General features: G+C 60.3%; 16 protein-coding genes. 7 read left to right on the top strand and 9 right to left on the bottom strand.

Translation table 11 applies throughout. The features are described from left to right. Window position 1: 1 nt before the first annotated feature. From HMPREF3149_RS02945 to HMPREF3149_RS02980, 8 genes are all read right to left on the bottom strand, one after another. The gene (locus HMPREF3149_RS02945; RefSeq protein ID WP_070536479.1) at window positions 2-1,633 is read right to left on the bottom strand and encodes an ABC-F family ATP-binding cassette domain-containing protein; all 1,632 of its coding nucleotides are present in this window, start codon (window positions 1,631-1,633) and stop codon (window positions 2-4) included. Window positions 1,634-1,962: 329 nt separating this feature from the next. Beyond that, on the bottom strand, window positions 1,963-2,388 hold the full coding sequence (locus HMPREF3149_RS02950) for a metal-sulfur cluster assembly factor (RefSeq protein ID WP_070536481.1): 426 nt from the start codon (window positions 2,386-2,388) through the stop codon (window positions 1,963-1,965). Beyond that, on the bottom strand, window positions 2,389-2,838 hold the full coding sequence (gene sufU, locus HMPREF3149_RS02955; protein WP_042530777.1) for a Fe-S cluster assembly sulfur transfer protein SufU: 450 nt from the start codon (window positions 2,836-2,838) through the stop codon (window positions 2,389-2,391). Beyond that, window positions 2,835-4,082, bottom strand: coding sequence for a cysteine desulfurase (locus HMPREF3149_RS02960; protein ID WP_070536483.1), 1,248 nt, complete (start codon window positions 4,080-4,082; stop codon window positions 2,835-2,837). Before HMPREF3149_RS02960 ends, sufU begins: the two co-directional genes overlap by 4 nt. Before the next feature lie 73 nt (window positions 4,083-4,155). Beyond that, window positions 4,156-4,914 (bottom strand): Fe-S cluster assembly ATPase SufC, encoded by a 759-nt coding sequence (sufC, locus tag HMPREF3149_RS02965; protein WP_042530772.1) that lies wholly within the window; start codon window positions 4,912-4,914, stop codon window positions 4,156-4,158. A gap of 27 nt (window positions 4,915-4,941) precedes the next feature. Continuing rightward, window positions 4,942-6,132 (bottom strand): Fe-S cluster assembly protein SufD, encoded by a 1,191-nt coding sequence (gene sufD, locus HMPREF3149_RS02970; protein WP_070536485.1) that lies wholly within the window; start codon window positions 6,130-6,132, stop codon window positions 4,942-4,944. After that, window positions 6,133-7,539: a Fe-S cluster assembly protein SufB gene (sufB, locus tag HMPREF3149_RS02975; protein ID WP_168162175.1), complete on the bottom strand. Its 1,407-nt coding sequence runs from the start codon at window positions 7,537-7,539 to the stop codon at window positions 6,133-6,135. 60 nt (window positions 7,540-7,599) lie between these two features. Beyond that, the gene (locus HMPREF3149_RS02980) at window positions 7,600-8,250 is read right to left on the bottom strand and encodes a helix-turn-helix transcriptional regulator (RefSeq protein WP_070536712.1); all 651 of its coding nucleotides are present in this window, start codon (window positions 8,248-8,250) and stop codon (window positions 7,600-7,602) included. A 194-nt stretch (window positions 8,251-8,444) separates the two neighbouring features. On the opposite strand from HMPREF3149_RS02980, the gene mptB reads away from it, so the two are divergent. The 5 genes from mptB to HMPREF3149_RS03005 all read left to right on the top strand — a co-directional run bounded on the left by mptB (window position 8,445) and on the right by HMPREF3149_RS03005 (window position 14,090). Further along, complete coding sequence (mptB, locus tag HMPREF3149_RS02985; protein WP_070536489.1) at window positions 8,445-10,199, top strand: polyprenol phosphomannose-dependent alpha 1,6 mannosyltransferase MptB; 1,755 nt, start codon at window positions 8,445-8,447, stop codon at window positions 10,197-10,199. A 6-nt stretch (window positions 10,200-10,205) separates the two neighbouring features. Beyond that, the gene (locus HMPREF3149_RS02990; protein WP_070536491.1) at window positions 10,206-11,120 is read left to right on the top strand and encodes an ABC transporter ATP-binding protein; all 915 of its coding nucleotides are present in this window, start codon (window positions 10,206-10,208) and stop codon (window positions 11,118-11,120) included. A gap of 39 nt (window positions 11,121-11,159) precedes the next feature. Next, entirely contained in the window at window positions 11,160-11,921 is a 762-nt protein-coding gene (locus HMPREF3149_RS02995) for an ABC transporter permease (protein ID WP_042530763.1), read from the top strand. Between the two features lie 117 nt (window positions 11,922-12,038). After that, window positions 12,039-12,995: a COX15/CtaA family protein gene (locus HMPREF3149_RS03000; RefSeq protein WP_371440942.1), complete on the top strand. Its 957-nt coding sequence runs from the start codon at window positions 12,039-12,041 to the stop codon at window positions 12,993-12,995. Between the two features lie 126 nt (window positions 12,996-13,121). Next, a complete protein-coding gene (locus HMPREF3149_RS03005) occupies window positions 13,122-14,090 on the top strand; it encodes a quinone oxidoreductase family protein (protein ID WP_070536495.1) in 969 nt (322 codons plus the stop codon). A 32-nt stretch (window positions 14,091-14,122) separates the two neighbouring features. On the opposite strand, the gene HMPREF3149_RS03010 is transcribed toward HMPREF3149_RS03005, so the two are convergent. Beyond that, a complete protein-coding gene (locus tag HMPREF3149_RS03010; protein ID WP_083280757.1) occupies window positions 14,123-15,157 on the bottom strand; it encodes a heme o synthase in 1,035 nt (344 codons plus the stop codon). Window positions 15,158-15,370: 213 nt separating this feature from the next. Between HMPREF3149_RS03010 and tkt the strand changes: the two genes are divergently transcribed. Then, on the top strand, window positions 15,371-17,446 hold the full coding sequence (gene tkt / locus HMPREF3149_RS03015) for a transketolase (protein WP_210385400.1): 2,076 nt from the start codon (window positions 15,371-15,373) through the stop codon (window positions 17,444-17,446). Between the two features lie 68 nt (window positions 17,447-17,514). Further along, on the top strand, window positions 17,515-18,600 hold the full coding sequence (gene tal / locus HMPREF3149_RS03020; protein ID WP_070536501.1) for a transaldolase: 1,086 nt from the start codon (window positions 17,515-17,517) through the stop codon (window positions 18,598-18,600). The last annotated feature ends 33 nt before the right edge of the window (window positions 18,601-18,633 follow it).

Genomic DNA, 18,633 nt, shown 5'->3' on the forward strand with positions numbered 1-18,633 from the left:
ATTAGGCTAACTCAACGATTTCCATGTATTCGTCATTCCACAGATCCTCATCGCCGTCGGGCATGATGATGACGCGCTCGGGGTTGAGTGCCTTGACGGCTCCTGGGTCGTGGGTCACGAGGACCACAGCTCCCGTGTAGGTGCCGAGGGCATCAAGCACCTGCTCGCGGGACTGCGGGTCGAGGTTGTTCGTGGGCTCGTCAAGAAGCAGCACGTTCGCGCGGGAGGACACCAGCGTGGCCAATGACAAGCGGGTCTTTTCACCACCAGACAGCGTTCCTGCGGGTTGCTCCAGTTTGTCACCGGAGAACATGAAGGCACCCAGCAGCCCGCGCAAATCCTGCTGCCCAGCATCGGGGCAGGCATCGATGGTGTTTTCCCACACGGTCTTATCAGGGTCGATGTTGTCGTGTTCCTGAGCAAAGTAACCGATACGCAGGCCGTGACCTGTGACGATGCCGCCCTCACCATCGGTACGCTCCACGCCAGCGAGCAGCTTGAGCAGTGTTGTTTTGCCGGCACCGTTGTACCCGAGCACCACAACGCGTGAACCCTTATCGATGGCCAAGTCCACACCGGCGAATACCTCGAGCGAGCCGTACATTTTGGTCAGGCCCTTGGCGTTCATGGGCGTCTTGCCGCAGGGAGCGGGCTCAGGGAACTTGATGTGGGCGACCTTATCGGCCACGCGGACATCATCCAACTCGTTCATCATGCGTTCGGCGCGGTGCAGCATCTGTTTTGCGGCAGCGGCCTTGGTGGCCTTCGCGCCGAGCTTTGCGGCCTGCTTGTGCAGCGCCGCAGCTTTCTTCTCAGCATTCGCGCGCTCGCGGCGGCGGCGAGCCTCATCGGTAGCGCGGGCGTCAAGGTACTTCTTAAAGCCCATGTTGTAAACATCCGCCTCCGCACGCACTGCGTCGAGGAACCAGACCTTGTTGCATACGGCCTCCAGCAGGTCCACGTCGTGCGAAATCATCACGAGGCCGCCCTCATGCTTGGACAGGAAGCCGCGAAGCCAGGTGATCGAGTCGGCGTCGAGGTGGTTCGTGGGCTCGTCGAGAAGCAGCGTGGTCTGGGACTTCCCGGAGCCAGCCGATGCCGCGAAAAGAATCTGCGCTAGCTCCACACGCCGGCGCTGACCACCGGACAAAGTCTTGAGTTGCTGGTCCAGAACGCGCTGCGGAAGACCCAAATTGTCGCAGATTTGCGCGCACTCGGAGTCAGCTTCGTATCCGCCGAGCGCGTGGTACTCCTCCTCCAAGCGCGAGAACTTCCGAATGGCTTTGTCACGGAATTTATCGTCCGTGGCGGTTTCCATGAGTTCTTGCTGCTTGGCCATACGGCGCTTGATGTCATCAAGCCCACGGGCTGAGAGCACTCGCTCACGCGCAGTCTGCTCGATGTTGCCTTCGCGGGAGTCCTGCGGCAGGTAGCCAATGGGGCCGGAGCGGGTCACCGAACCGCCGTAGGGTTCGGTCTCGCCGGCCAAGATACGCATCGTTGTGGTCTTGCCCGCACCATTGCGGCCCACCAAGCCGATGCGATCCCCGGGCTGGACACGAAGGTGCTGGCCGGGGGCGTCGAGAAGCGTCCGTGCGCCGACGCGCACCTCGAAATCATTGGTCACAATCACGTCGAAACAGTCTAGCAACCAGCGAAGATAAACCCGAACCGCACAGTTCCACAACGAGGCACCGTGGAGGCACCACCGTCAACCCCACAAATCCCCAGACCTAGGCCCCGCAACTCCCTGCTCATTTGTTCTCAACGAAGCAGCGCTTGACGACGTCCACCTGCGTCTTGCGGGTTTGAGGTCTGGGGATATGCATTTGAGTGAAAACACTGCGATGAAGGCAAGTGAGAGATGGACTGATACGCAGAACGCCGCCGGTCCGTCCGCGCATGGTAAAGCGCTATGTCGGGCCGGCGGCGTCGGTGCTGGGCCGCGGCGTCTCGCTGATGCTAGACGGCGAAGCCGAGGGCCTGGAGCATTTCGCGCCCCTCCTCAGAGATCATGTTCGGGCCCCACGGCGGCATCCATACCCAGTTGAGCTGGACTGCGTCCGCGAGCTTGTTTCCTACGATGACATCATCGATCTGCTCACCGATGACATCGGTCAGCGGGCAGGCTGGGGAGGTCAGCGTCATGTTGATGACGCAGGTATTTTTACCATCGATCTCGTCGAGCCACAGGTCATAGACTAAGCCGAGGTCAACGATGTTGATGCCGAGCTCAGGATCGATAACATCGCGGAGGTACTCCGTGATGTCGAAGGCCTTCGCAATCTGCTCTTCGGTCTGCTCAGGTTTGACAGCGCCGCCATCGAAGGAGGCGTTCTCATCCTGGTACGGATCGGCGGGTTCCGTAGAGTTCGTGGTCTCAGCCATTTACTTCTCCAATTTGTTCAAAGCTTCAGCGGTGGCAGCCTGAAAAGCCTTCCACCCTAGAAGCGCGCACTTCACACGGGCGGGGAACTTGGCCACACCAGCAAAGGCGATGCCATCCCCGATGATTTCATCGTCACCCTCGATCTCGCCGCGAGAGGTCACCATCTTCTCAAACTCCGCGAGCTTGCCATTGGCCTCCTCAAGCGGGCGGCCGACAATCTCCTCCGCCATAACGGAGGTCGATGCCTGCGAGATGGAGCAGCCCTCAGCGTCGTAGGAGACGTCCTCGACGGTAGAGCCATCCGCGGACAGCTTCACCCGCAAGGTGATCTCATCGCCACACGAGGGATTAACGTGGTGGACCTCTGCCTGACCTTCACGCAGGCCGGAGAATTTCGGGTTCTTGTAGTGGTCCAGGATGACGTCCTGGTACATGGAATCTAGGTTCATTCGCTCACTCCAAAGAAGGCGCGGGCTTCCCGCACCGCCTCTACAAGGGCGTCGACCTCGTCCTCAGTGTTGTACAGATAAAAGCTGGCACGTGCGGTCGAATTATTTTTGCACGCGCGGTGCAACGGCCATGCACAGTGGTGGCCGGTGCGGATGGAGACTCCATGGGCATCGAGAACCTGTCCCAAGTCGTGCGGATGGATTCCCTCAACGACGAAGGATACCGCTCCCCCACGCTCCTCGGTGTTCTCGGGGCCGATGATGCGTAGACCTGGGATCTCGCTGAGTTTCTCCAGCGCATAAGCAGTGAGCTTCTGCTCGTGGGCGTGGATAGCCTCCATCCCCACGTCACTGAGATACTTCACCGCTGCACCTAGTCCGACGACCTGGCTGGTCATCTGGGTTCCGGCCTCGAAACGCGTGGGCGGCTCCGCGAAGGTGGAGTTATCCATCTTCACCACTTCGATCATGGAACCACCCGTCAGGAACGGCGGAAGTTTCGCAAGCAACTCGGCCTTGCCGTAGAGCACGCCGATGCCCGTCGGACCGCACATCTTATGGCCTGAGAAAGCAGCAAAGTCCACGTCAAGGGCATGGAAGTCCACCGGCATATGCGGGACGGACTGGCAGGCGTCAAGGACCACCATGGCACCCACGACACGTGCGCGTCGTACAAGTTCCGTAACGGGAGCCACTGCTCCTGTCACGTTGGACTGGTGAGTAAAAGCCACGACCTTGACGGAATCATCGAGCTCAAGTGAGTCGAGGTCGATGCGACCGTCTTCGGTCATGGAGTACCACTTGAGCGTTGCACCGGTACGCTGACACAACTCCTGCCACGGAACCAAGTTGGCATGGTGCTCGAGTTCGGTGACCACGACAGTGTCACCTTCACCAATGTAGAGCTCACCAGCACGCTCATCGCTGAGCGTGAAGGCAACCTCGTTGAGTGCTTCAGTAGCGTTTTTTGTGAAGGCAATCTCATCTCGGTCGGCGCCGACGAAGGCAGCGATGGCCTGACGAGCGGACTCGTAGGCATCATCGGCTTCCTCCGCCAGCTGATAGGAGCCGCGGTGCACCGGTGCGTTGGTACCGAGGACGAATGCTTCCTCAGCCTTCCACACCGGCAGCGGACGTTGCGAGGTTGCTCCCGAATCCAGGTACACCAAGGGCTTACCATCGCGCACAGTGCGCGAAAGGATGGGGAATTGCTCCCTAATCGCAGTAACGTCTAGTTCAGACATAGGTCCTTCTGCTCGGTTCTTCTACTTGTCGCGCGCGGCCATCGCGCGTCTCGGTGTGGTTGGGGTACTAGCTTTACTTGAGGAACTGATCGTAACCGTCAGCCTCAAGCTGATCAGCCAGCTCTGCGCCACCAGTCTTGATGACCTGACCATCAGCAAAGACATGGACGAAGTCTGGGGTGACGTAGTTGAGAATGCGCTTGTAGTGCGTGATGAGGAGGATGCCGCCGTTGGTCTCATCCTGGTAGCGGTTGATGCCATCGGAAACAACGCGCAGGGCGTCGACGTCCAGGCCGGAGTCGGTCTCATCCATAACGGCGAACTTCGGCTTGAGGATATCAAGCTGCATAACCTCGTGGCGCTTCTTCTCACCACCGGAGAAGCCCTCGTTGACAGAACGGTGAGCGAAGGACTTATCGATGGAGAGCTTTTCGCGAGCCTCGGTGAGTTCCTTGTTCCACTCGCGCAGCTTCGGGGCCTCGCCACGGATGGCAGTGACAGCAGAGCGCATGAACTGAGCCATCTTCACGCCCGGTACCTCGGTCGGGTACTGCATAGCCAGGAAGAGGCCAGCGCGAGCGCGCTCGTCAACTTCCATCTCGAGGAGGTTTTCGCCGTCGAGAAGCACCTCGCCCTCAGTGACCTCGTACTTGGGGTGGCCAGCGATGACATAGGACAGAGTGGACTTGCCGGAGCCGTTCGGGCCCATGACAGCGTGGGTCTCACCGGAGTTGATGGTGAGGTTGACGCCCTTGAGAATCTCCTTGGCCTCGCCGTCCTCCTCATTCGGGAGTACCTGCGCGCGAAGGTTCTTGATTTCCAGAGTAGACATGGAGTTGGTACCTGCTTTCGGGGAGTTTTAAGCGTTGATCTTGGCGAGCTCGTCGACGACGCGGGATTCCAGATCCTCACGTAGGGACTCGACCGGGATGCGGGAAATGACTTCAGAGAAGAAGCCGCGGATGATGAGGCGGCGAGCCTCGGCGGCAGGAATACCGCGGGACATGAGGTAGAACAGCTCGAGGTCATCGAAGCGGCCCACGGTCGCGGCGTGTCCGGCACCGACGATCTCACCAGTCTGGATTTCCAGATTCGGGATGGCGTCAGCGCGCGCTCCCTCGGTGAGGATCAGGTTGTTGTTCGTCTCATAGGTGTCGGTGTTGTTGGCATCCTTGCGGATGAGCACGTCACCAACCCAACAGGTGCGAGCCTCAGGGGTGCGGGACGAGGCGCCAGCCTCCTCCTTCTCAGCGGCCGTCGCGCCTTGCAGGGCACCCTTGTAAAACACGCGGGAGCGGCAGTTCGGGACATCGTGGTCCACGAGCAGGCGGTTCTCAAAGTACTGGCCAGCATCAGCGAAGTACACACCGAGCAGCTCGGCGTCGCCGCCAGGGCCGTCAAAGACCACGCGCGGGACGAGGCGCACAATCTCGCCGCCGAAGATGGCGGTGTTGTGACGCAGGACCGCATCACGACCCACCTTAGCTACCTGGTGGGACAGGTGAACAGCGTCATCCTCCCAGTCGGCGTCCACAACGACGGTGACCTGGGCGCCATCCTCCAGCACAAACTCTACGTTGTCTGCGTGAGTGCCAGAACCGACGTACTTCAGCACGACAGTGGCCTCAGCGTGGTGGCCCACGTGGATGGAGGTTGCGCCGAAGGAGGTCACGCCTTCGCCAGCGCCGGTGATGGTGATTTCAACCGGCTTGTCCAGCTGTGCCTCTGCGGCGACGGTGACAACCTGTGCTTCCGGCATGGAAGTCCATGCCTGAGCGGCAACGCGGTCCGCTGGTGCACCAGCGGCACCCAGACGGGAGTCATCAGCCGCGACAGTTTCAGACGTAACGCCCTCCGGGGTGGTGACGTCTATTTTCTGTGCGGTAGCCGGCGCGAACTCGCCATTGTGCAGGCCGCGAAGGTTACGCAGCGCGATGAAACGCCAGACCTCATCACGGCCGTGCGGTACCGGGAAATCCTCGACGTTGAACGAGGTGAACTGGTCACCCTTAGTGACGTCAGCTGGGTTAAATTCGTTGGAAGCTACCACTTAGCCCACCGATCCTTCCATCTGCAGTTCGATAAGGCGGTTGAGCTCCAAGGCGTATTCCATCGGAAGCTCCTTAGCAATCGGCTCGACGAAGCCGCGCACGATCATGGCCATTGCCTCTTCCTCGGCGATACCGCGGGACATGAGGTAGAACAGCTGCTCCTCAGAGACCTGCGAGACGGTTGCCTCGTGGCCCAGGGTGACGTGATCGTTGCGGATATCGTTGTACGGGTACGTGTCCGAACGCGAGTCGTTATCCACCAGCAGAGCATCACACTCGACGTTTGCGGTGGAGTTCGAGGCATTGCTATTGACCTGGACAAGACCGCGGTACGCGGCGCGGCCACCGTTACGGGCCACGGACTTAGACACGATGTTGGAGGAGGTGTTCGGCGCCATGTGGATCATCTTGGATCCGGTGTCCTGGACCTGCTTGTCGCCAGCGAAAGCCAGGGAAAGAACTTCGCCCTTGGCGTGCTCACCGGTGAGCCAGCAGGACGGGTACTTCATGGTGACCTTGGAGCCGATGTTGCCATCAACCCATTCCATGGTGCCGCCCTCTTCCACCTTGGCGCGCTGGGTCACCAGGTTGTACACGTTGGTGGACCAGTTCTGGATGGTGGTGTAGCGGCAGCGGCCACCCTTCTTCACCACAATCTCAATGACGCCGGTGTGCAGGGAATCCGAGTTGTAAATCGGGGCGGTGCAGCCCTCAATGTAGTGAACATAAGCGCCCTCTTCGACGACGATGAGGGTGCGCTCGAACTGACCCATGTTCTCCGTGTTAATGCGGAAATAAGCCTGAAGCGGGATGTCCACGTGCACGCCCTTCGGCACGTACACGAAGGAACCACCGGACCAGCAGGCGTTGTTGAGCGCGGAGAACTTGTTGTCACCGGCCGGAATAACAGTGCCGAAGTACTCCTGAAGAATCTCCGGGTACTCACGCACAGCAGTATCGGTATCGACGAAGATAACGCCCTGTTCCTCAAGATCCTCGCGGATCTTGTGGTAAACAACCTCGGACTCGTACTGAGCAGCAACACCGGAGACAAGGCGCTTCTTCTCTGCATCCGGGATGCCCAGCTTGTCGTAAGTCTCCTTGATGTCCTCCGGAAGGTCATCCCAAGTCTGGGCCTGCTTCTCGGTGGAGCGGACGAAGTACTTAATGTTGTCGAAGTCGATGTCAGACAGATCCGGGCCCCACGTCGGAACCGGCTTCTTGTTGAACACGCGCAGTGCCTTGAGGCGCGACTCGAGCATCCATTCCGGCTCGTTCTTCTTCTGCGAGATGTCACGAACGACATCCTCGCTCAATCCGCGGTGTGCTGCCTGGCCGGCTTCGTCGGAATCGTGCCAGCCATACTCGTAGCCACCGATGGAGGAGATGATTTCATCATCGCTCATCTTGGTTTCAAGCCCTGGTGCTGGTTGTGCCTGTGTCAAAGCCCGCTCCTTTCTCGTCGATTAGCGTTCTTCCCGTCCCGCCGAAGACGGCGGCACGGGTGTAAGAGGGATGTTTGTGGTGCAGATTCCGTGGCCATCCGCAATAGAGGCCAGGGGCTGCACATGTTTTCCTAAGAGGGCGGAGAAGACTTCCTGCTCAGCCTCACACAGCTCCGGATGCTCGGCAGCCACATGGGCGACCGGGCAGTGGTGCTGGCAGATCTGCACGCCGTTACCCACAGAGGTCACTGTGGCAGCGTAACCATGTGCATCAAGAACCTCGGCAAGTTGACGTGCTACCTCCGGTACCGATTCATCGTCAGCCACCAAAGGTTTCACGTCCTCCACGAGGCGCTCGAAACGAGCCTTCGCAAAGCGGCGCACGGCCTCGGGCCCGCCGGCTTCCCGGAGCGCAGTGAGAGCTTCGGCGGCGAGCTGGTCGTAGGCGTGGCCAAATTGGGCACGGCCCTGATCTGTGAGGCGGAAGTGCTTAGCGGGGCGGCCACGGCCAGCCGTATGCCCTGGGCGGGCCGGCGGACGGCGGTGAACCACCTCGGTGAGTCCTTCTTCCACCAAAATGTCTAAGTGCCGACGAATGCCAGCAGCCGAGAGACCTAGACGCTCACCCAGGTACGACGCCGTGACCGGACCGTCCTTGAGAAGCAACAGCATGACATGCCGGCGGGTATCGCCTTCAGTGGAGCGAGTCTCCTTCGTCACGGTGTGCACCTCCTTGAGTGTGTCTTAGCAAACGTGTCTCAGATTAGACAACACTAGTGTTCCTTAATTCATTCCCAATTTCCACTCTTTCATCCACAGAGGCACCTGCGTGTCGCCCGATAGGCGAGCGACTAAGGTAGACACTCATGAAAGAGGAGCGTCACTACACCCGATCGGGGCGATTCAAGCGCGCCGTGTGGGGTGTGCGCGATGAGCTGCCACGGATGGGCTTAGCAGGGTCCCGCTCCGCGCTGCTCCACCAGGACGCTCCGGACTCGCTGGGAACGGGCAAGGACGCCGCGCTTAGCGACGTCCACCGTCGCACCATCGCCCATCTCCGCACTCTCTTCACACTCCGATGGCTGGGCACCATTGGCTCGCTTCTCATCGCCCTAGGAGGGTTAGGCGCCGGCGCGCTGCCTGTGGTGGGAAATCCCTATGAGTCGTTGCCGTTTGGCTCACTCATGTCCCGCATGCTGCAGTCCGCCTCGGCCATAGTTTTCATCGGCGTGGGATTCATGGTGATCGCCTGGATCTGCATGGCTCCCCTCGTAGGTGCCCCACTGCGCCTTTCGCGCCGCAGCCGTGGGGAAGATTCAGTACACACGCAGCAGTTTAGCCACTCCCCCCACGTCGTAACACAAAGCCACATGTGGCGCACATGGTTGGGGTGGGTGCTGCCGCTTCTCTTCACCGCTCCCCTCTTTACCCAGGACATTTACTCTTACCTGGCCAACGGCTCCATTGTTCTCCAAGGCCTCGACCCCTATTCGGCGGGTCCGGTGGAACTCTTAGGTGCAGATAATGATCTTGCGCGTTCCGTGCCCTTCATCTGGGCTAACTCACCGTCACCCTATGGCCCGGTGGCACTGGGATTGGCTGCGGCTGTGAGCTGGATAACGAGTGACTCCATCATCTGGGGTGTAGTGGCGCACCGAGTTCTCTCCTTGGCCGGCATTATCGCCGCAGGATGGGCTATCTCACGCCTTGCTGTGCGTTGCCGGGTCTCCCCTGAGGCCGCTCTCTGGCTGGGCATCCTTAACCCTCTCACCATCCTGCATCTCGTCGGCGGCATCCACAACGAGGCCTTCATGCTGGGTTTGGCCCTCGTCGGCCTGGAATGCGGGCTGCGAGCTGTGGGCGACGAGAACTCCTCACGATGGCACCGCTGGGTTCTTTTCCTTGTTTCCGGTGTGCTTATCTCCTGTGCGGGCATGGTCAAGGTCACGGGTTTCATCGGGTTGGGTTTTGTGGGGATGGCGCTGGCCCGAATGCTCGTCGATAAGCACGGCGTCTCACCAGTGCGCGCCATCCTCCGTGCTGGGATCGCACAGGTTATGATTCTTGCCGCATCGATTGCTGCAGTCACCATCACGACAGGGATCGACATCGGGTGGATTTTTGGCCAGGGCGGTGCCGCTACCATCCGATCCTGGCTGTCCACGACGACGTCGGTAGGCGTCGGCGCCGGATTCCTCGGAATGCTACTGGGGTTGGGTGATCACACCGATGCCATCCTCACCGTCACGCGCGCGGTGGGTGTTCTCATCGCCACTGCGTTCATGGCGCGCATGCTCTTCGCCACCTATCGCGGCGCGATTCATCCCGTCGGTGGATTAGGCGTGTCTACATTCGTCCTCGTCGTTTTCTTTCCCGTCGTGCAGCCGTGGTACATCCTGTGGGCCGTGCTCCCCCTTGCCGCGTGGGCCAACCGCCGGTTCTTCCGAATGGCGGTCATTATCTACTCGGGAGTGATGAGTTTCATCGTGCTCCCGCGCGGACTTGGCCTTCCGCCGGGAACAGTACTCGTCATCTACCTAGCAGCCGTGGTCACTTTCCTTATCCTCGCAACCGCGGGGTGGGTTGCGCTACGCAGGGCCGGCGTCCGTGTCCTACACTAAGCCTTCGTGAATACAACAGCTCTGGTCCTGGATAACGTCGTCAAAACATACGGCGATGTCAATGCTGTGGACGGACTCAGTTTCCGCGTCAACCGGGGCGAAATCCTCTGCTTACTCGGGCCCAACGGAGCCGGCAAGACCACCACCATCGAAATGTGTGAAGGTTTCACCAAGCCCACCTCCGGAAACATCGACGTTCTCGGCCTAGATCCCTCTCGTCACCCCGATGCCGTGCGTGCACGAATCGGCATCATGCTGCAAGGGGGAGGCTCCTATTCCGGAATCAAGGTGCGCGAGATGCTGAAACTAAGCGCCTCATATAACGCCAACCCGCTCGATCCGGACTGGTTGCTCGAGACCCTCGGGCTCACCGGCGTGGCAAAGAACACATACCGTCGCCTATCCGGTGGACAGCAGCAACGCCTCTCTCTGGCGCTGGCGATAATCGGGCGCCCCGAACTCGTCTTCCTCGATGAACCTACGGCCGGCATGGATGCTCAATCGCGCCTCGCCGTCTGGGATCTCATTCGCGCTCTGCGGGAGGATGGCGTCACCGTTGTCCTCACCACACACCTGATGGATGAGGCAGAGGCACTGTCGGACCGAGTCGTCATCATCGACCATGGCCAACTCGTAGCCAGCGGCACCACGGCAGATCTCATGGAGACCTCCGAAGCCGCGCAAGTAAGCTTTGAAACTGCTACCCCGGTAGACCTTGAGGCCCTTCACACCGCAGGTATTTCTGCCGAGGCCGTGCGCCCGCTCCACTATCGACTCGCCAGCACCGTCAGCCCTGAGGCTATTGCGGCTCTCGCCACCGCGTTGGCCGCACAAGACGTGACGCTGCGCAGCCTGGAAACCTCGCACCGCAACCTCGAAGAAGTTTTCCTCGACCTCACAGGTCGGGAAATGCGTAGCTAGAACAATCCCGTACACCGCGCGCACCTAAGGACACACACTATGAGCACCTTCGCACCTGGAACCTTTTCCCCACAGCCCCAGCGCGTGGGCGTAGCCGCCATGGCCCGCGCACAAGGAGCCATTGAGTCCAAGCTGATGGTGCGCCACGGCGAGCAACAGCTGCTCAGCGTTATTATTCCTCTCGCGATTCTTATCGGTGCCCACAAGCTAGAAAGCATTACGGGCCATGGCCTGGAGGAGATTTTCCCTATGGTGCTTGCCGTCGCCGCCACCTCCTCCGGTTTTACGGGGCAAGCGATTTCCCTCGCCTTCGATCGTCGCTACGGCGCACTCAAACGTACAGGTGCCTCGGGAGTGCCTGCCTGGGCCATTATCGTGGGCAAGATCATCGCGGTGCTCTCCATGGTGGTTATCCAGGTTCTCGTGCTGGGTACCGTCGCAGCCATCCTGGGATTACGGGTAGGTGCGGAGGGCATCGCGGTAGGTATCGTGGCCTTGATCCTTGGCGTCGCCGCTTTCACTGCGCTAGGCCTGCTTCTCGGCGGCACGATGAGCTCCGAGGTGGTTCTCGCTGTATCCAACCTCATCTGGTTTATCCTGCTCGGTACGGTGGGCTGGGTCATGTATTCCCAAGGTTTGGGCGATAACGGCCTCTTGACGCTTGTACCCACCGTGGCTATGGCAAGTGGGCTCGACACTGCGTTGACCGGCGGATTCCCCGGGTCCGAGCTACTCGTCCTTGCGGGGTGGGCGGCAGTCGCGTCGTTCGCCGCGGTGCGTTGGTTCCGCTTCGACGGTTAAATGTGACGTTTCTCCCCACCAAGCGTGGGCACAGCAGGTGGCATTAGTCCCGGGAACGCCCGAGCGGTAGGCTGAGGAGCCGTGAGTACTGCCAACATTTCGTCGCCCCACTCTTCTATCCAGGATTTCGGACACGCCGTCGGCCCTTCAGTGAAGACGCAGCGCATCCTCGCGCTCATCCTGTTGCTGTGCCAGGCTGGCATCACCGTTTCTGGATCCATCGTTCGTGTTACTGGATCCGGCCTGGGGTGCGTCACGTGGCCCAATTGCCACCCCGGCTCCTTGGTGCCGCTCGAGGGTGCTGCACCGCTCGTGCACCAGGTGATCGAATTTGGCAACCGCCTGTTGACGTTTGTCGTGGGAGCCGCCGCTGTGGCCACTATCGTGGCGATGCATAAAGCCAAGCGCCGCACCGAGCTAAAGGTCTACGCATGGCTCGGCTTGGCCGGCATCGTGGTGCAGGCCCTCATCGGTGCTCTTTCGGTCTTCCTCAAGCTGTCCTGGTGGTCGGTGGCCATTCACTTCCTGCCGTCGATGGTTCTGGTGTGGATCGCCGCCATGCTCTACTCACGCATCGCTGAGCCCGATGATGGCATCCCCACGCGCGTCTTCCCTACTGCTATTCGTACGCTCGCAGTCATCGCCGCCGTGGCGCTGTCCATCGTCTTGCTCACCGGCACCTTTGTGACAGGTTCAGGTACTCACTCCGGTGATGCTGGGGTTGGCATGGAAGGGCGCCTCGGTGTTGACACTTATGGCATGGCCGTCATTCACGCCATCTGCATGTATGTGTACCTTGCCCTGACGTTGATCATGGTCTTTCTTCTGCACCGCTCGAGTGCTCCCAAGGCCGCCAAGAACGCCGGTTGGGTTCTCATCATGTGCATCGTCGTGCAGTGGGCTATTGGTGTGGCCCAGTTCTACCTGCACATTCCGCGTTGGACAGTACCTTTCCACGTCGGCATGTCTTCCGTGGTCACCGCGTTCACCGCACTGTTGTGGGCACATGGCCGCCGCCGCGTGGATGCACGTGATGTGCATTCACTCGACGGTGAACCGACCACAAAGCGCTAAGCCGTTTAAGAAATCGACTCAAACGCCTGTCCCCAGTCATAACGACACTTAGGCACCGCATCCCCGTCTGTGGGAGGCGGTGCCTTTTTGCTGCGCTGTGATCGGGGTTTCGTTTAGCCTAGGTATATGCATGCAATTCAGGTAACCACGACCGGAGGGCCAGAGGTCCTCACCTACACCGAGGTAGACAACCCAACGCCGACGGACGAGCAGCTGCTTATCGACGTCTCCGTGGCCGGTGTTAACTACATCGATACTTACTACCGTGAAGGCATTTACAACGCCTCTACCCCATTTATCGTGGGCTTTGAGGGAAGCGGACGAGTAGTCCATGATCCGAAGGGCGAGATTGCCGAGGGCACCATGGTGGCCTGGGACCATGCCTTTGGTTCCTACGCAGAACAGGTCTGCGTGCCCCGTGACCGCGTCGTCGCCGTCCCCGATGAGATTCCTTCTGCTGTCGCGGGCTCAATGCTGCTGCAAGGCATGACGGCCCATTACCTCAGCCACGGCGTTTACCAGCTCGGCGAAGGCGCTTCCTGCCTAATTACTGCCGGCGCAGGTGGTGTGGGCCTCGTTCTCACCCAGATGGCTAAGTCCCTCGGCGCAACGGTGTATTCAGTCGTCTCGACCGAAGAAAAGAAGAAGCTGGCTTACGAGGCCGGCGCCGATGAAGTCTTCCTCTATAGCGAAGGCTTGGCGGAGCAGGTACGCCGCTTCAACGGTGGACGCGGCGTGGATGTGGTCTACGACGGCGTGGGCAAGGACACGTTCAACGAGTCCCTCGAGGTTGTCCGCCCACGCGGCACAGTGGCGCTTTTCGGCGCTGCTTCCGGCCCGGTTCCCCCTATGGACCCGCAGCTGCTTAACAAGCACGGCTCAATTTTCCTCACCCGCCCCTCCCTGGGCGCGTGGACCGCGCAGGAGGGTGAGTTCCACATGCGTGCTCAGGCCGTGGTCCAAGCAGTTATTGACGGTGATATCACGTTCCGTGTCTCGGCGGAGTATCCACTCGCCGAGGCTGCACAGGCTCACCGCGACTTGCAAGACCGTAAGACTACCGGATCCATTGTCTTGCGTGTACGCGAGGATTAACTGACCAGCATGGTTCGACGCGCGTTGCGCGGCTAGAAGAAGGTAGCGGACCAGCCGAGCATGCGGCCAATGGGCTCCCACCCCACAACGGCGTCAACGGACAGTCCAATGAACAGCACCGAAAGGTAGTTGTTGGAGTAGATAAACAGGCGCATAGGCTTGACCTTGGCGCCTTGTTTCACTCCCTGGTGGAGACGGATTGCCATCCACAAGAAGACCGCACCGGATGCCACCGCAGCCACGAGGTATATCCACGAGGCAGCTGGAATGATGAGCAACGTCACGATCACGGTGCCCACCGTGTACCACACGATTTGCCGCGTGACCTCCGATTCCGCTGCTACTACAGGCAGCATGGGCACGCCAGCCTTACGGTAATCTTCCTTGTACTTCATGGCTAATGCCCACGTGTGGGGCGGCGTCCAGAAGAAGATGATGAGGAAAAGGACAACGGCCTGCCACCAGCGGTCCGGCTCCCCCGCTGGGGCGTTATCACGAATGACGGCCCAGCCCACCATGGCTGGCATACATCCGGCCAGACCGCCCCAGACAATGTTCTGGGCGTTACGCATCTTGAGGAACTTGGTGTAGACGAACACGTAGAAGAAGTTCGTCAGAAGCACGAAAAATGCCGCGAGCCACGAATGTGCCAGCACAGCCAACCAAAAGACAGAGAGGGCCAACATAATCCATGCGAAGATGGCCGCGTTGCGGCGCGAGATGGTGGCGCGAACAAGCGGACGGGCGCGAGTTCGCTGCATCTTCTGATCGATTTCATAGTCCACAACGTTGTTAAACGTGTGGGCTGCGGCCGCGCCCATCCAGCCACCGAAAATTGTGGAAATAATGAGCCAGAAGTTCGAGGAGACAGCGTCAAATCCACGCTGTGCTTGGAGCATTGCCGGGATTGCCGCAACGAGGAGGAGTTCAATGATCCTCGGTTTCGTCAGCGCAAAATAGGCCTTGATGGTCTCCAAGGAACAATCCTCCGTATATCTGGCAACGACAGCGTACGAGCAGTGGGTCTTAGTAGTGGTCGGCTGCGGGGGCTCGAAAGTTCCCGACAACCATCCTCACATTGGTGTGAAGACAATCTCCGGAAAACCTGAGTACAAACCGACCGGCCTCAACCATGCCACCCTACCGCCCAGATCGTGGTTTCTATAATTACCCGCCGGGGATTCAAAAACCTTTACACTGATAAACGGTATATCTGTTTCCAGAAGCGAAGTGAGGTTTTCACCGTGTCGCACGATAAGTTGTCCCCGGAACTGCAGGCTATGGTCCAGCGCCGTTACCCCTCTGACTGGAGTGACCTAGACACCCGCGCCGTGGATACCGTGCGCGTTCTCGCCGCCGACGCTGTGCAGAACTGCGGCTCCGGTCACCCTGGCACCGCGATGTCCCTGGCACCGCTGGCCTACACGCTCTACCAGCGCATCATTAATCATGACCCAGCGGACGTGCACTGGGCTGGCCGTGACCGTTTCGTGCTCTCCGTAGGCCACTCCTCACTAACCCAGTACATTCAGCTTTTCCTGGGCGGATTCGGCCTTGAGATGGAAGACCTCAAGTCTCTGCGTACCTGGGGCTCCAAGACTCCCGGCCACCCGGAGGTTCACCACACCGATGGCGTGGAAATCACCACCGGCCCGCTGGGCCAAGGCCTAGCCTCCTCCGTCGGTATGGCGATGGCCGCGCGCAAGGAACGCGGGCTTTTCGACGCTTCCGCACCCGCCGGCGAATCCCCCTTTGATCACTTCGTCTACGTCATCGCGTCCGATGGTGACCTGCAAGAGGGCGTGACCGCTGAAGCTTCCTCCTTGGCAGGCACTCAGCAGCTGGGCAACCTCATCGTGTTCTGGGATGACAACCGTATCTCCATCGAGGACGACACGAACATCGCCTTCAACGAGGACGTCGTGAAGCGCTATGAGGCCTACGGCTGGCACGTGCAGACGGTTGAGTCCGGTGAGGATGTCGAGGCACTCGAAGCAGCAGCTGAAGCTGCCCGCGCAGAGACTACCCGCCCGTCCTTCATCCGCGTCAAGACCGTCATCGGCTACCCAGCACCGAACAAGATGAACACCGGCGGTGTTCATGGCGCGGCCCTCGGTGAGGAGGAAGTTGCGGCAACCAAGGAGATTCTTGGTTTCGACCCCGACCAGCACTTCCACATCGACGACGAGGTGCTTGCCCATACCCGCAAGCTCACCGAGCGCGGCGCGCAGAAGCATGCCGAATGGCAGAAGAAGTTCGATGAATGGGCAGCCGCCCACCCAGAAGAAAAGAAGCTCTTCGACCGCCTTCAGGCTCGCGAGCTCCCAGCAGACTTCGCCGCTGAGCTCCCAAGCTGGGAGGCAGGCGAGTCCCTGGCAACTCGTAAGGCTTCCGAGGCCGCTATCCAAGCGCTGGCTGCCTCCCTGCCGGAGATGTGGGGCGGCTCCGCCGACCTGGCGGGTTCCAACAATACCGTGATTAAGGGAGCTGACTCCTTTGGTCCCGAATCCATCACCACTGATGCATGGTCTGCGCAGCCCTTTGGCCGCAACCTGCACTTCGGTATCCGCGAGCACGCCATGTCCGCCATCATGAACGGCATTGCCCTGCACGGCAATACCCGCGTCTACGGCGGTACCTTCCTCATCTTTTCTGAGTACCAGTACCCGGCCGTACGCCTTGGTGCGCTGATGTCCACTGATACCTACTACGTGTGGACCCATGATTCCATCGGCCTTGGCGAAGATGGTCCTACTCACCAGCCGGTTGAGACCCTCGCCGCTCTGCGTGCGATCCCGAACCTCTCCGTGATCCGTCCAGCCGATGCCAATGAGACCGCTCAGGGCTGGGCCGCCGCACTTGAGTACAAGGCAGCGCCAAAGGGCCTGGCGCTGTCCCGTCAGAACCTCCCCGTCCTCGAAGGCACCAAGGACAAGGCTGCCGACGGCGTTCGTCGCGGTGCCTACGTACTTGTTGAGGCTTCGAAGGAGACCCCGGACGTTATCCTGCTGGCCTCCGGTTCCGAGGTGCAGCTGGCAGTAGAGGCCGCACAACAGCTCGAGGCTGAGGGAACCGCGACCCGAGTCGTATCCGCTCCCTGCCTGGAATGGTTCGACGAGCAGGACGCAGACTACCGCGAGTCCGTGCTCCCATCCGCAGTCCTGGCACGCGTATCCGTCGAGGCGGGCATCTCCATGCCGTGGCACAAGTACACCGGCTCCTTCGGCCGTACGGTGTCCTTGGAGCACTTCGGTGCTTCTGCCCCTGCTGGCGAGCTCTTTGAGAAGTTCGGCTTTACCGCCGAGGCTATTGTGGACGCCGCCCGCGATGCCCTTGGCGCAGCCCACGCCATCTAGTCCGCACCTTCTACCAGGCCAGTGCGACGGCCCAGCGCCGTTGCTGACGAAAGGACCCTGTACACACCATGACTCACATCGATGAACTCGCCACGATCGGTACCTCGACGTGGCTCGACGATCTGTCGCGCGAGCGCCTGGATTCCGGGAATCTCCGCGAGCTTGTGTCTACCAAGTCCATTGTGGGTGTCACCACCAATCCAGCTATTTTCGCCTCCGCAATGTCGTCCGGCACTTCCTACGACGCGGCTATCGCCGACCTCAAGGAAAAGGGCGTGAAAGCCGATGAGGCTGTCTACTCCCTCGCCGTTGACGACGTCCGCAACGCGTGCGATGTCCTCAGCGACATCTTCGAGAAGACAGGGGGCCGCGATGGTCGCGTCTCCATCGAGGTCGACCCGCGCATTTCCGCCGATGCGGAGGCCACTGTGGCTCAGGCCCGTGAACTGTGGGCGCAGGTGGATCGCCCCAACCTCATGATCAAGATTCCGGCCACGAAGGGATCCCTCCCAGCAATCACCGACGCGCTAGCCGCGGGCATCTCCGTCAACGTCACGCTCATTTTCTCGGTGGAGCGCTACGCCGAGGTCATTGCCGCGTATAAGGAAGGGAACAGGCGCGCCGCCGCGGCGGGCAAGGATGTATCGACGATTCACTCCGTGGCCTCCTTCTTTGTCTCTCGTCTCGATACCGAAGTGGATAAGCGCCTCGAGCTCATCGGCTCTGAGGAGGCTCTAGCACTGCGTGGAAAGGCGGGCGTGGCCAACGCCCAACGCGCTTATGCTTTGTTTGCCAAGGAATTTGGCGCCGGCGCGGATCTTCCGGAAGGTGCGCAGGTGCAGCGTCCACTGTGGGCGTCGACAGGCGTGAAGAATCCGGAGTACCCGGCGACGCTCTACGTCTCTGAGCTGGCCGGCCCCGATACGGTTAACACCATGCCGGAGAAGACCATCGATGCAGTTCTCGACCAGGGCAACCTCCACGGCGATACCCTGACTGGTGCCGGTGAGCAGGCGGATACGTTCTTCGCAGAGCTCGAAGCAGTCGGCATCGACTTTGATGACGTCTTTGCGGTATTGGAGCGCGAGGGAGTCGACAAGTTCGTGGCCGCGTGGGAGGAGCTCCTCGCATCAATGGTGGACCGTCTCTCTTAGGCTCCACTTTCCCTGCCCCGGCGATGAGGAATT

The sequence above is a fragment of the Corynebacterium sp. HMSC05E07 genome (genome assembly GCF_001807225.1).
GTDB classification, from domain to species: Bacteria; Actinomycetota; Actinomycetes; order Mycobacteriales; family Mycobacteriaceae; genus Corynebacterium; species Corynebacterium singulare.